At 53.9% G+C, this 14,619-nt stretch carries 11 protein-coding genes and 1 pseudogene; all 12 read left to right on the plus strand.

Annotated elements, in window-relative coordinates:
• A partial coding sequence (locus tag BUB35_RS03060; RefSeq protein ID WP_143158928.1) for a DUF4368 domain-containing protein occupies positions 1 to 444 on the plus strand: 444 nt, incomplete at its 5' end.
• A gap of 86 nt (positions 445 to 530) precedes the next feature.
• Positions 531 to 626 (plus strand): annotated as a pseudogene (locus BUB35_RS19440) (Maff2 family mobile element protein); the annotation flags it as partial.
• Positions 627 to 645: 19 nt separating this feature from the next.
• Positions 646 to 1,515, plus strand: coding sequence for a VirB6/TrbL-like conjugal transfer protein, CD1112 family (locus BUB35_RS03070; RefSeq protein ID WP_016289094.1), 870 nt, complete (start codon positions 646 to 648; stop codon positions 1,513 to 1,515).
• A gap of 177 nt (positions 1,516 to 1,692) precedes the next feature.
• Positions 1,693 to 2,094, plus strand: coding sequence for a PrgI family protein (locus BUB35_RS03075; protein WP_009447135.1), 402 nt, complete (start codon positions 1,693 to 1,695; stop codon positions 2,092 to 2,094).
• Positions 2,045 to 4,483, plus strand: a complete 2,439-nt coding sequence (locus BUB35_RS03080; protein WP_002569172.1) for a VirB4-like conjugal transfer ATPase, CD1110 family — start codon at positions 2,045 to 2,047, stop codon at positions 4,481 to 4,483. The genes BUB35_RS03075 and BUB35_RS03080 overlap by 50 nt, the downstream gene beginning before the upstream one ends.
• Positions 4,480 to 5,439 (plus strand): DNA-methyltransferase, encoded by a 960-nt coding sequence (locus BUB35_RS03085; protein ID WP_002569173.1) that lies wholly within the window; start codon positions 4,480 to 4,482, stop codon positions 5,437 to 5,439. The genes BUB35_RS03080 and BUB35_RS03085 overlap by 4 nt, the downstream gene beginning before the upstream one ends.
• Before the next feature lie 35 nt (positions 5,440 to 5,474).
• Complete coding sequence (locus BUB35_RS03090) at positions 5,475 to 7,544, plus strand: C40 family peptidase (protein WP_002569174.1); 2,070 nt, start codon at positions 5,475 to 5,477, stop codon at positions 7,542 to 7,544.
• Between the two features lie 34 nt (positions 7,545 to 7,578).
• Positions 7,579 to 7,857, plus strand: coding sequence for a DUF4315 family protein (locus BUB35_RS03095; protein WP_002569175.1), 279 nt, complete (start codon positions 7,579 to 7,581; stop codon positions 7,855 to 7,857).
• Complete coding sequence (locus tag BUB35_RS03100; RefSeq protein WP_002569176.1) at positions 7,850 to 8,551, plus strand: DUF4366 domain-containing protein; 702 nt, start codon at positions 7,850 to 7,852, stop codon at positions 8,549 to 8,551. The genes BUB35_RS03095 and BUB35_RS03100 overlap by 8 nt, the downstream gene beginning before the upstream one ends.
• Positions 8,548 to 8,736: a hypothetical protein gene (locus BUB35_RS03105; RefSeq protein WP_002569177.1), complete on the plus strand. Its 189-nt coding sequence runs from the start codon at positions 8,548 to 8,550 to the stop codon at positions 8,734 to 8,736. The genes BUB35_RS03100 and BUB35_RS03105 overlap by 4 nt, the downstream gene beginning before the upstream one ends.
• A 15-nt stretch (positions 8,737 to 8,751) precedes the next feature.
• Complete coding sequence (locus BUB35_RS03110; protein WP_002569178.1) at positions 8,752 to 10,842, plus strand: DNA topoisomerase 3; 2,091 nt, start codon at positions 8,752 to 8,754, stop codon at positions 10,840 to 10,842.
• 212 nt (positions 10,843 to 11,054) lie between these two features.
• Positions 11,055 to 14,618: a YodL domain-containing protein gene (locus tag BUB35_RS03115; RefSeq protein ID WP_002569179.1), complete on the plus strand. Its 3,564-nt coding sequence runs from the start codon at positions 11,055 to 11,057 to the stop codon at positions 14,616 to 14,618.
• Position 14,619: the final 1 nt, after the last annotated feature.

A 14,619-nucleotide genomic window follows, 5' to 3' on the forward strand; every position in this document is an offset into this window, starting at 1 on the left:
CTGCTTATCCAGCAGAACGAGATCGGCGGCAAGAGAAAGACCGCCGCAGCCACGAAGCAGCTTGAACAGGCACAGGAGCGCATTTCCGAAGTGAGCCGCATTATCAAGCGGCTGTATGAGGACAATGTGAACGGCAAAATCAGCGACGAGCGTTTCATGGAACTGTCGGCAGACTATGAGCAGGAACAGCGGGAACTGAAAGACCGCGCCGCCGCTTTGCAGGAGGAACTGGACAAGTCGCAGGCCGCCACCGTCAACGCGGAAAAGTTTATGGGTATCGTCCGAAAGCACCTTGCCTTTGAGGAACTTACCCCCACCCTCTTGCGGGAAATGATTGAGAAAATCGTCGTGCATGAGTGCAGTTATGACGAGAACGGCACCCGCAGGCAGGATATTGAGATTTATTACAGCTTTGTCGGCAAGATTGACTTGCCCGAAGCCTAACGCCCGACCTATCCGACACAATGGCCAAGTGCCGGATAGGAACGGCAAAATTTTTTACACTTCTATTACTTCTTTATCGCACATAAGCAAAGAGCCAGGGCATGAAGCAGCTTATGGCGGGCGGCGGCGTTGCCCTTATCGGCATGACCCTTGTACCGCTGCTTTCCGGCTTGTTCGGTTAAGAAGCGCGGGTAAAGGCTTATGCAGAGCATACTTGACGCGATTAACGAATGGATAAAGGAAATCCTCATAGGAGCCATAAACGGTAATCTGTCAACTATGTTCGGGGACGTAAACGAGAAAGTCGGCACTATCGCCGCAGAGGTAGGGCAGACCCCGCAAGGGTGGAACGCAAATATATTCTCCATGATACAGACCCTTAGTGAGAATGTAATCGTACCCATTGCGGGGCTTGTCATTACCTACGTCCTATGCTATGAGCTTATCAGCATGGTAACGGAAAAGAACAATATGCACGACGTTGACACTTCCATGTTCTTCAAGTGGGTGTTCAAGGCGTTTGTGGCAGTCTACCTTGTGACGCACACCTTTGACATCACTATGGCGGTGTTCGATATGGCGCAGCACGTTGTTTCCGGCGCGGCGGGGGTAATTGGCGGCAGCACGAATATTGATGTTGCCGCCGCCCTTGCTTCCATGCAGGAAGGGCTTGACGCTATGGAAATCCCCGAACTGCTCTTACTTGTCATGGAAACAAGCCTTGTGAGCTTGTGCATGAAAATCATGTCCGTACTGATAACCGTTATCCTCTACGGGCGCATGATAGAGATTTACCTTTACTGTTCGGTATCGCCTATCCCGTTTGCAACTATGACGAACCGGGAATGGGGGCAGATAGGAAACAACTACCTAAAATCCCTGTTCGCTATCGGTTTTCAAGGCTTCCTCATTATGATATGCGTCGGCATTTACGCGGTTCTGGTAAACAACATGATAATAGCGGACAATCTGCACAGTGCGATATTCTCCCTTGCAGCCTATACCGTTATCCTCTGTTTCTCCCTGTTCAAATCCGGCGCACTGGCGAAGTCGATTTTTTCCGCGCATTAGCGGCGTGTCAAGGGCAGGGTGGAGATTTTCAGAGCGAAGCGGCGAAAATACGACCCGACCTTGACGCGGATAACCCCCATATAATACGGGCGGGCAAAGGGCATAGATTGACCTTTGCCTTGATTACCCTTATGGAAAATTACAGCAACACCAAACCCAGAGAAAGGAGGTTTTCACTTGGCGTATGTACCCGTACCCAAAGACTTATCCAAAGTCAAGACAAAAGTAGCGTTCAACCTTACCAAACGGCAGATTGTATGTTTTGCGGCGGCTCTCCTGTTCGGCTTGCCGCTTTTCTTTCTGCTCAAAGACAGCACAGGCACAAGCCTTGCGTCTATGGCTATGATTGCCGTCATGCTGCCCTGTTTCCTCTTTGCCATGTATGAGAAGCATGGACAGCCCCTTGAAGTGGTGGTGAAGAACATCATACGGACGAAATTCATAGCCCCCAAAGAACGACCATACAGGACAGACAACTTTTATTCCGTCTTAGAACGGCAGAGAAAACTTGAAAAGGAGGTATCAGCGATTGCAAAAGGAAACACGAAGAAACAGCGCGGCGGGAAGCGCAAAGCCTAACCCGCCCCGCAAGCTCACCCGCGCCGAGAAAAAGCAGATTGCGGAAATCATCAGACAGGCAAAGGGCGACGGGAAAGCGCACACCGCGCAGCAGACAATCCCCTATATCCAGATGTACCCGGACGGTATCTGCAAGGTTACTGGACGGAAATATTCAAAGACCGTCGCCTTTGAAGATATTAACTATCAGCTTGCACAGGCAGACGACAAGACCGCCATTTTTGAGAACTGGTGCGACTTCCTAAACTACTTTGACGCTTCCGTTTCGGTGCAGCTCTCTTTCATCAATCAGGGGACGCAGCGGGGCGAAGCGGAAAAAGCGGTCAATATCCCGGCACAGGAGGACGCTTTCAATTCTATCCGCACAGAATACCGGGATATGCTGAAAAACCAGCTTGCAAAGGGCAACAACGGGCTTGTCAAGGCAAAATACATCACCTTTGCCATTGAAGCCGACAGTCTGGGCGCGGCGAAATCCCGCCTTGCCCGTATCGAAACGGACGTACTCAACAACTTTAAGCTCTTGGGCGTGTCTGCCCGCCCCATGACAGGCTATGAACGCCTTAAAATGCTGCATGGCATTTTCCACCCGGAGGGCGGGCAGTTTGCCTTTGATTTTTCATGGCTTGCCCCGTCCGGGCTTTCCACAAAGGACTTTATCGCCCCGTCCTCTTTCCGTTTTGGCGAGGGGCGTTATTTCCGCATGGGGCGCAAAATCGGCGCGGTTTCATTCCTTGAAATCCTTGCGCCGGAATTAAACGACCGTATCTTATCCGACATTCTGGACTTGGAAACGGGCGTTATCGTCAATCTGCATATCCACAGTATCGACCAGACCGAAGCCATAAAGACAATCAAGCGGAAAATCACCGACCTTGACAAAATGAAAATCGAGGAACAGAAAAAAGCGGTACGCAGCGGCTACGACATGGATATAATCCCGTCCGACCTTGCCACTTTCGGCAGCGAAGCGAAGAACCTCTTACAGGACTTGCAGAGCCGGAATGAAAGAATGTTCCTCTTGACGTTCCTTGTGGTGAACATGGCAGACACAAAAAGGAAACTGGAAAATGACGTATTCGCGGCGGCGGGCATTGCACAGAAGAACAACTGCGCCTTAACCCGCCTTGACTACCAACAGGAAGCGGGGCTTATGTCCTCTGTACCGCTTGGGGAGAACCTTATCCCCATTCAAAGAGGGCTTACCACGTCAAGCACCGCTATCTTTATCCCCTTTATCACGCAGGAGCTTTTTCAGACGGGCGCGGCTTTGTATTACGGCTTAAACGCCCTGTCTAACAACATGATACTCTGCGACCGCAAGCAGCTAAAGAACCCCAACGGCTTAATCTTGGGTACGCCGGGAAGCGGGAAATCCTTTGCCGCCAAACGGGAAATGACAAACGCTTTCCTCATTACCGACGACGACATAATTATCTGCGACCCGGAAGCAGAGTATTTTTCCCTTGTGCAGCGGCTTGACGGGCAAGTGATACGGTTATCGCCTACGGGCAAGGGCATTGACGGGAAGCCCCAGTATGTGAACCCTATGGATATTAACCTCAATTACAGCGAGGACGACAGCCCCCTTGCGCTGAAATCCGACTTTATCCTCTCCCTCTGCGAGCTTGTCATAGGCGGCAAGGAGGGCTTGCAGCCCGTCGATAAGACCGTCATTGACCGCGCTGTTAGGAACGTGTACCGCCCTTTCCTTGCAGACCCCGACCCGGAGAAAATGCCTATCTTGGGCGACCTCTACAACGAGCTTTTGAAGCAGCCGGAGCCGGAAGCGGCGCGTATCGCGGCGGCGTTGGAGCTTTATGTTTCCGGGAGCCTTAACGTCTTTAACCACAGGACGAATGTAGAGCTTTCAAACCGCCTTGTCTGCTTTGACATCAAGCAGCTTGGGAAGCAGCTCAAAAAATTAGGTATGCTCATTGTGCAGGACCAGGTATGGAACCGCGTCACCGTCAACCGGGCAGAAAGGAAATCCACCCGGTATTTTATGGACGAATTTCATCTTCTCTTGAAAGAGGAACAGACCGCCGCCTATTCCGTTGAAATCTGGAAGCGTTTCAGAAAATGGGGCGGCATACCCACAGCAATCACGCAGAACGTCAAAGATTTGCTTGCTTCCCGCGAAGTGGAGAATATCTTTGAAAACTCTGATTTTGTCCTCATGCTCAATCAGGCGGCGGGCGACCGGGCTATCCTTGCAAAGCAGCTCAACATCTCCCCGCAGCAGATGAAGTATGTCACCCACACCGAAGCGGGCGAGGGGCTTATCTTCTACGGGAACGTGGTGCTGCCCTTTGTAGACCGCTTCCCGAAAGACACCGAGCTTTACCGGGTAATGACGACGAAGCCGGAGGAAGTGGGCGAAGCATGAACGGGCTGAAAACTGACACAATCATCAACCGGGACGCGCTCTATGCCTTGCGGGAGCTTCCAGAGGAAAGCGTACACTGTTGCGTCACAAGCCCGCCCTACTATGCGCTTAGGGATTACGGGCTTGATATGCAGATTGGGCGGGAGGACACGCCGGAGCAGTACATTGACAGGCTGACCGAGGTTTTCCGCGAGCTGCGCCGGGTACTGCGTTCTGACGGTACGCTCTGGCTGAATATCGCGGACACCTACTGCGGCACAGGAAATAAAGGCTACCATGCAGACCCGAAGAACCCGAAAGGCAGAAACGGACAGCAGATTGCAAGAAACAACCGCGTTTCCGGCTGCAAACAAAAGGACTTAATCGGTATCCCTTGGCTTTTAGCCTTTGCCCTACGCGCTGACGGGTGGTATTTACGGAGCGACATTATCTGGCAGAAAGAAAACCCCATGCCGGAGAGCGTGAAAGACCGCCCTACCCGCTGCTATGAACATATCTTTCTGCTTACGAAGTCAAAGAAGTATTTTTATGACGCAGCCGCCATAGCCGAGCCGTTAGCCCCCACAACGGCGGCGCGGTACCGCACCGGGCGCAGCGCGGGACAGAAATATGCGGACGAAGTACCCGGACAGGGGAACGTACAGGGGCTTAACCGGGCGCGAAGCGGCAGCTACTACGACGAAGCCCTCATGCCGACCATGCGGAACAGGCGGGACGTGTGGCTTATCAATACCGTTCCCTACAAGGGCGGGCATTTCGCCGCGTTCCCGCCAAAACTTGCCGAAACCTGTATCAAGGCGGGCTGTCCGAAAGGCGGCGTTGTGCTTGACCCCTTTTTCGGCAGCGGCACGACGGGGGCAGCCGCAAAGCAGCTTGACAGGCATTATATAGGCATTGAGATAAACGCCGAGTATTGCGCCCTTGCAAGGGCGCGGATTGGAGGGACAGACACATAAAACAATATAAGGCGCGTGAAAAAGTCACGCAGAAAATGACCCGCGAGGGGGCTGTCGAGGTAAACGCCGCTACCGGGAAAAAGAAACGTATCAGCAAGCGGATAAGGGACGCGGACTTTGCAAAGACCGAAGCCCCACCGCAGCCGGAACAGGCAGCGCAGCCCCTACCGGGCGGCGCAACTTCCCCGCCCTTAACCGACACGCCGCCGCTTCCCCATGCGCCGGGGGCAGAACGGGAACAGGACACCGCAGCAGCCGAGCGCGTCTTGGAACGTATCGACGGGGCGCGTACCAGAAAGGCGAGCAAAAAGGCGGCGAGGAAAGCACAGGCAGAAGCCACAGCAAAAGAAAAATCTTCCCGCTTGCAGTTTACCGACGAGGAACGGGCAACGCCGGAGCTTGAAAGGTATATCCGAAAATCGGACAAAGCAGCCGACCGTCTGGACGCGGCAAAGGCGGCTATCCCCAAAGAAAAGAAACTTGTACGGGAGCGCACCTTTGATGAAGCCACCGGGAAAGGCAAGACCCGCCTACATTTTGAGGAACAGGAAAAGCCCATAGGAAAGAATAAGCCCCACAATAACCCGCTATCCCGCCCCGCACAGGAAGCGGGTATTTTCGTCCACAACAAGATACATTCCGTTGAAAAGGACAATTCCGGCGTTGAGGGGGCGCACAAATCCGAAGAACTGGCAGAGCGCGGCGCAAAGTACGGGGCGCGGAAAGTCAAGGAGGGCTACCACAGCCACAAGCTCAAACCCTACCGGGCGGCGGCAAAGGCAGAGAAAGCGGCGTTCAAGGCGAATGTGGATTTTCAGTACCATAAAGCCCTGCATGACAATCCGCAGATTGCGGGCAATCCCCTTTCCCGCTTCATGCAGAAGCAGCAAATCAAGCGGCAGTATGCAAAGTCGGCAAGGAAAGGCGGCGCAAAAACGGCGCAGAAAGCCGCAGAGAACACCCGCAAGGCGGCAAAAAAGACCGCCGAGGAAACAAAAAAGGCAATCGCTTTTGTAGGGCGGCACCCGGCGGGCGTATGTATCGCCGTTGCCGCGCTACTCTTATTCATCATGGTATCGGCGGGGCTTTCCTCTTGCGGTTCCATGTTCTCCGGCTTGATGAACGGCATACTTGGGACTTCCTACACGTCGGAGGACAGCGACCTTGTGGCGACGGAGAACAATTACGCCGCAAAGGAAAACGAGCTTCAGCAGCAGATTGACAATATCGAAAGCACCCACCCCGGCTATGACGAATACCGCTATGACCTTGACAGTATCGGGCATAACCCCCATGAGTTAGCGTCCTACCTCACCGCCCTTTTACAGACCTACACCCCGCAGAGCGCACAGGCAGAGCTAAATCGCGTCTTTGCCATGCAGTACACTTTGACGCTGACAGAAGAAACGGAAATCCGCTACCGCACAGAAACAAGCACAGACCCGGAAACAGGGGAAACGACCACCGAGGAAGTACCCTACGAGTACCATATCCTCAACGTGAAGCTGACGAACAAGCCCATTTCCGAGATTGCGGAGGAACTTCTAACGCCACAGCAGCTTGAAATGTACCGCGTCTATCTGGAAACAAGCGGAAACAAACCGCTGATTTTCGGCGGCGGCTCCCCCGATATGGGCGCGTCCGAGGATTTAAGCGGCGTACAGCTTGTAAACGGCACACGCCCCGGCAACACCGCCGTTGTAGACCTTGCGAAGCGGCAAGTCGGCAACGTGGGCGGGCGACCCTTTTGGAGCTGGTACGGATTTAACAGCCGCGTGGAATGGTGCGCCTGTTTCGTTTCATGGTGCTACAATCAAGCCGGAAAGAGCGAGCCGCGCTTTGCCGGGTGCCAGTCACAGGGCGTACCCTGGTTCCAGTCACGCGGGCAATGGGGCGCGAGGGGCTATGAGAATATCGCCCCCGGCGACGCTATCTTTTTCGACTGGGACGGGGACGGGAGCGCAGACCATGTGGGGCTTGTTATCGGAACGGACGGGGAGCGCGTCTATACCGTCGAGGGCAATTCCGGCGACGCCTGCAAGATAAAGAGCTACCCCGTCAATTACTCCTGTATCAAAGGCTATGGGCTGATGAACTGGAATTAACATATTTTTGAGCAAAGAAAGGAGAAATTTATTGATGGCTATGAACAAAATTGAACGTATCGACAAAGAGATTGCAAAGACCCGCGAGAAAATCACCGAGTACCAGAACAGATTAAGGGGGCTTGAAGCGCAGAAAACCGAAGCGGAAAACCTGCAAATCGTACAGCTTGTGCGCTCCATGCGCCTTTCCCCGCATGAGCTTTCCGCTATGCTTTCCGGCGGCGGTATTCCGGGCATGGAAGCCGCGCCGGGCTACCCCGCAGAACCCGCAGACCACGACACCGAAGAAATGGAGGACACCGAGAATGAATAAGAAAATCCTTAGAACCTTGACCGCACTCTGCGCCGCCCTCATGCTGACGGGCGGCTTTTCCGTCACCGCCTTTGCACAGACCCCGGAGGGACAGGACGCGACCGACGACAGCGGCGTTGTCTATGAGGAACCCGAAAAGGAAGAACCCCTTACCCCGGACGGGAACGCGACCCTTGTAGACGATTTCGGCGGCAACAAGCAGCTTATCACAGTGACGACCAAAAACGGCAATTACTTTTATATCCTTATCGACCGGGACGACGAGGGCGAGGACACCGTACATTTCCTTAATCAAGTGGACGAAGCCGACCTTATGGCACTCATGGAGGACGGAAGCACCGAAGCAGCCCCGCCCGCCGTTTGCAGTTGCACCGATAAATGCGAAGCCGGAAAGGTAAATGTGAGCTGCCCTGTCTGCAAGGACAACATGACCGCTTGCAGCGGCAAGGAAGCGGAGCCGGAAACCGAGAAACCAACAGAGCAGCCCAAAGAGAAAGGCAATACAGGCGGGCTTGTGCTTTTCCTTGTCGTGGCACTTCTTGGCGGCGGGGGCGCGTTCTATTATTTTAAGTTTATGAAGCCAAAGCAGAACGTCAAGGGCGACACCGACCTTGAAGATTTCGATTTTGACGATTACGACGAGGACGAGGGGGACGGGCTTTCTGATGAAGAACAGGAGGACGAGGAAGCATGACGCTTTTTACCGAAAACCCTTTAGAAAAAATGATGGTACAAAGACCCACCGGGCGGCGTGACAGTGCGCCGCCCGTTCCAAAATCCCCGGCGTGTATGCGTTGCCCTTATAAGGCGCAATCCCCCTGTATCGGCTATTGTCTGAAACAGGCACAGGAGAAGAAGCACACCGCGCCGGAACGCTGAAAGGAGGATTTTTTCATGGCATTTAGACTTGTGATTGCAGAAAAGCCGAGCGTGGCGCAGACTATCGCCGCCGCGCTTGGCATTAAGGGGAAACAGGACGGGTATATCGAGGGCGGCGGCTACCTCATTTCATGGTGCGTCGGGCATTTGGTACAGCTTGCGGAAGCTGCCGCCTACGGGGAGCAATATAAAAAATGGAGTTTTGACAGCTTACCCATTCTGCCGGAGGAATGGCAGTACGCCGTTGACCCGGACAAGGGGAAGCAATTCAAAACCATTAAAGAGCTTATGCACCGCGCCGACGTTTCCGAAGTGGTAAATGCGTGTGACGCGGGGCGCGAGGGTGAATTGATTTTCCGCTTTGTCTACGAAGTGGCGGGCTGCAAGAAGCCCATGCGCCGCTTGTGGATTTCTTCAATGGAGGACGGGGCGATTAAGGCGGGCTTTGCTTCCCTCAAAGACGGGCGGGACTATGGCGCGCTCTTTGCGTCCGCCCTCTGCCGCGCAAAGGCTGACTGGCTTATCGGCATTAACGCCACCCGGCTTTTCTCCTGCCTGTATGGAAAGACCTTGAACGTGGGGCGCGTCCAGACCCCGACCTTAAAAATGCTCACCGACCGGGACGCGGCTATCTCCCATTTCCAGAAAGAAAAATATTATCATGTTCGCCTTGATTTATCCGGCGCGGACGCGGCAAGCGAAAGGATTTCGGACAAGGCAGAAGCCGACGCGCTGAAAGGGGCTTGCGAAGCGGGAAAGGCGGTATGCGTTTCCCTTACCAGAGAGAAGAAAACCGCAGCCCCGCCAAAGCTCTTTGACCTTACCTCTTTGCAGCGGGAAACGAACCGCATTTTCGGTTACACCGCAAAGCAGACCCTTGACCTTGCACAATCCCTTTATGAAAAGCGGCTCCTTACTTATCCGAGGACGGACAGCAGCTTTCTTACTGACGACATGGGCGGCACCGCAGCGGACATTATCGCGCTGCTTTGCGAAAAGCTCCCCTTTATGGCGGGCGCGGACTTCACGCCGGAGATTGCAAAGGTATTAGACAGCAAGAAAGTATCAGACCACCACGCAATCATTCCCACTATGGAGCTTGCAAAGGCTGACCCGGACGCGCTGCCGGAAAGCGAGAAGAATATCCTTACCCTTGCGGGGGCGCGTCTGCTTTTTGCCACCGCCGAGCCGCATATTTATGAAGCGGTTACGGCGGTTTTCTCATGCGCCGGGACAGACTTCACCGCAAGGGGAAAGACCGTACTTGCGGAGGGTTGGAAAGAGCTTGAACGCAGATACCGGGCGACGCTGAAAGATAAGCCCGAAGCAGAGGACGGGGAAAATGAGGGCGTGACGCTGCCGGAGCTTTCCGAGGGACAGAACTTTCCTAACCCCGCCGCAAAAGTAACGGAGCATACCACAACGCCGCCGAAGCCCCACAGCGAAGCGTCGCTTCTCTCTGCTATGGAGCGAGCCGGGAACGGGGACACCGACCCGGACGCGGAACGCCGGGGGCTTGGCACTCCCGCCACCCGCGCCGCCGTCATTGAAAAACTGGTAAAGGGCGGCTTTGCAGAGCGCAAGGGGAAGCAGCTTATCCCCACGCAGAACGGAGCCGCCCTTATATCAGTCTTGCCGGATATGCTCACTTCCCCGCAGCTTACCGCAGAATGGGAAAACAATCTGACGCAGATAGCAAAGGGAGCCGCAGACCCCGGCGAATTTCTGTCCGGCATTGAAGCTATGGCGCGGGAGCTTGTGCAGACACACGCCGCAGCACTGGACGGGAAAAAGGATTTGTTCCGGGAGGAAAAGCCCTCTGTCGGCAAATGCCCCCGTTGCGGTTCCCCCGTCCATGAGGGGAAGAAAAACTATTATTGCAGCAACAAAGAATGTGCCTTTGTCATGTGGAAGAATGACCGCTTTTTCGAGGAACGCAAGACCGCTTTTTCCGCGAAGATTGCCGCCGCGCTCCTTAAATCCGGCAAAGTGAATGTGAAGAAGCTCTATTCCCCGAAAACAGGCAAGACCTATGACGGAACTATCGTTCTGGCTGACACTGGCGGGAAATACGTCAACTACCGTATCGAAGTACAGAAGAACTAAAAACTTGAATAGCAAGCATAGGAAGCGGGTACCCACTTCCGTAAATCCCTGTCCTGCCGCTGACGCGCCGGACGGGGATTTTGCTTGTTGGGAAGTTTCCCAAACCCTCTAAAAAAATGAAAAAATTGTTGGTATAACGCACAGCCCACCGTAGTACGGGGCGAACCCCAAAAGCGCGGCGGTGCGCCGCCATTTCAGAAAGGAGCGAATGAATGGAAAAGAAAAAAGGTTACTCCATGTTTGAGCGTGACAAGTTAGACCCGGCTGACAGTATGCGGATAGAGCGAAATATTTATTTTGAGGAACAGACCGCTGACCTTTCCGGGCTTACCGCCCTGCCCTTAGAACAGTTACAGGCATTGCGGGAAGAATACGCGGCGGCTGAACAGGCAGCTTTTGAAGCCTTGCAAGAACAGGCGGCGGCATGGGACGAACAGGCGGGAAAGACCCTTGCCATTGACAAAGCCATTGAGTATGTGAGGACACCCGAAGCTACGCATACCGCGAACCAGTGGGAAGCTACGGACTACGGGAAGCACATCAGCAACCGCGTCTACCAAATGCGCTACCACATATCCGAGAATACCCGGTATGACAGGGAAAAAGAGAAATCCATTCCCTATTCGTGGACGCTTTCATGGAGTATTTACACCAACAGCCCCCACAATTACGGACAGGCAAAAATCGCCGGACAGGAAAGGAAAGTCTTTGCAGACAAGGCAGCTATGGAAAAATATCTGAATGGGCGTATCAAAGCCTATCAGCATTTATTCACCGAGGTATCGCCGCCTATCCCGCCAGAGTATGCAGAGCATTTCAAAGTAAACGGGCAGCTTTTACCGGGCTATGCTATCGAGGGCGAGGAACGGGCGCAGCCTACCGCTGAAAAAGCAGCCCCCACCACAGCAGAGCCGCCACAGGACACCGAACAGAGAAAGGAGCGTGAAACCATAAACGAGCAGTTTTCAATTCTTATCGACAGCCGCAGCCGCTTTGAAACAGGCAAACCGGGCGGCGTGTGGCTTCCCATGCCGACCACAACAGAGCAGCTTCATGCGGCTATGGAAAGCGTCGGCATTACCGCAGACAATCCGCAGGATTTTTTCATCAACGGGTATTCTTCTACGGAGGACTGCCCCTTTGACTTGCCGCTTTCCGTTATCCAAAGCGCAAGCATGGACGAGCTGAATTATTTTGGAAAACTTCTGGAAATGCAGAGTGACGGGGACAAGGATAAATTTGCGGCGGCGGTTACACATGGCGAGTATGCCGGAAGCATGAAAGACCTTATCAACCTTGCACAAAACCTTGACTGTTACTGGCTCTATCCCACTGTCCGCAGCGAAGAAGATTACGGTTATTATCTTATCGACGAACTGGACGAGCTGGAGCTTCCCGAAGAAGCAAAGAAATATTTCAAGTATGAAGAATACGGGCGGGACGCAGTTAGCAAGGATAAGGGGCAGTTTACCGAACAGGGCTATATCTATAACAATCAGAACACCTTTACCGAATGGTATCGGGGAACGGAAAACGAGATACCCAAAGAATACCGCGTTATGAGCTTCCCACAGCCGGAACGCGGCGGACAGGACAAGACCTTTATGGACGCAGCCGCCACAGAGCAGACCGCCCGAACCGCCGCAGAGCAGCCACAGGAGCCGCACCCGGTTATCCCTATCGTGCTGACAGCCGGGAAGCCCGCCGAGAAATTAAAAGAGATTACCGACCGTCTGGAACAGGGCATTACGGAACTCTTTGACAGCGAGCGTTACAAGGAATATCTGAAAGTCATGTCAAAATTCCATAATTACAGCTTCCGAAACACCGTCCTTATCGCCATGCAGAAGCCGGACGCTTCCCTTTTGGCGGGCTTTTCCGCTTGGAAGAACAACTTTGAGCGAAATGTGATGAGAGGGCAAAAGGGAATTAAAATCATTGCCCCGTCGCCCTATAAAATCAAACAGGAAATGCAGAAAATCGACCCGCACACGCAGAAGCCCATAATCGGCAAGGACGGAAAGCCCGTCACCGAGGAAAAGGAAATCACCATACCCGCCTACAAGGTGGTATCCGTCTTTGACGTTTCCCAGACCGAGGGAAAGGAACTGCCGGACATTGCCGTTGACGAACTGACAGGCGACGTTGACCGCTATAAGGACTTTTTCGCAGCCCTTGAAAAGACTTCCCCCGTTCCTATCGCCTTTGAGAATATCGAGGGCGGCTCTCATGGCTACTACCACTTGGAGGACAAGCGCATTGCTATCAACGAGGGCATGAGCGAATTACAGACCTTAAAGACCGCCATTCACGAAATCGCCCATGCGAAGCTGCACGACATTGACCTCAACGCGCCAAAGGACGAGCAACCCCGCGTTGACCGCCGCACCCGCGAAGTCGAAGCGGAAAGCGTCGCCTATACCGTCTGCCAACATTACGGGCTTGACACGTCGGACTATTCTTTCGGCTATGTCGCCGGGTGGAGCAGCGGGCGGGAGCTGTCCGAGCTGAAAAGCTCCCTTGAAACGATACGCAGCGCAGCCGCCGAGATTATCAATTCCATAGACGCGAATTTTGCGGAGCTGCAAAAGGCACAGGACAAGGAGCAGACCGCCGGACAGGAGCAGCCCACCAGAGAGGGACAAGAAGCCGCGCCACAGCCGGAAGCCCCGAAAAAAGCAGATACAGCCGGGAAAGAAAAGCCGGAAGCAGCCCCGAAAGAAGCCTTTACCCCGGAAACGATTTACAGAGTGCGCCGGAACCCTTACAGCGACAGCCGGGAAAACAGCCACCTCTTGCAAGCCTATGTGACACAGGAGAACGGGCGGGCGAAAATGGGCGACGTGCTTTATACGGGAACGCCGGAGAAATGCCGCGAGCTTATGGGGCAGCTCAAAAGCGGCGAGCTGACCGAGGGCGACGTAAAGCAGCTTTACGCAAAGGCACAGGAAACGGCGCAGACCACCGGACAGGACAAGGACACCTTTTCCATTTACCAGATAAAGGGCGGGGACGAAACAAGGGACTTCCGCTTTGAGCCTTACGACCGCCTGCAGGCGGCGGGAAATGTGGTTGATAAAGCGAACTATGAGCTTGTCTATTCCGCGCCCCTTGCGCCGGAAACTTCCCTTGAAGATATTTATACCCGCTTCAATATCGACCACCCAAAAGATTTTAAGGGACACAGCCTTTCCGTTTCGGACGTGGTAGTGCTTCATCAGAACGGACAGGACACCGCGCATTACGTTGACAGCGTAGGCTTCCGGCAAGTGCCGGAGTTTTTACAGGAGCAGAAGCAGCTTACCCCGGACGAGCTGACAACGGGCGAAACAATCCAGACACCGAGGGGGACTTTCCATGTGACCGCCATGAGCCGGGAGCAGATAGAAGCCGCCGGATATGGCTTTCACCACCAGTCGGACGACGGAAAGTATCTGATTATGGGGAACGGGACGCGGGCGTTTGCTGTTGCCGCAGAGCAGCCGGAAAAGGCAAACCCCTTGAAGCATATCGAGGACACCGTAGAGCAGAACGACAACAACTTTGACGGTATCATCAACAACACCCCTACCGTTGACGAACTGGAAGCAAAGGTTAAGGCGGGAGAAACAATTTCCCTTGTTGACCTGGCTAACGCGGTCAAAGCCGACAAAGAGCGCGGCAAGGAAGCGAAGCCGGAAAAGAAGCCCTCTATCCGGGCGCAGCTTAGGGCTGACAAGGAAAAGGCGCAGAAGAAAAACGCAAAGCAGAAATTACAGGATTTGGAAAGGAGCTGAC

This window comes from Anaerotignum lactatifermentans DSM 14214 (assembly GCF_900142265.1).
Taxonomy (GTDB): Bacteria; Bacillota; Clostridia; order Lachnospirales; family Anaerotignaceae; genus Anaerotignum; species Anaerotignum lactatifermentans.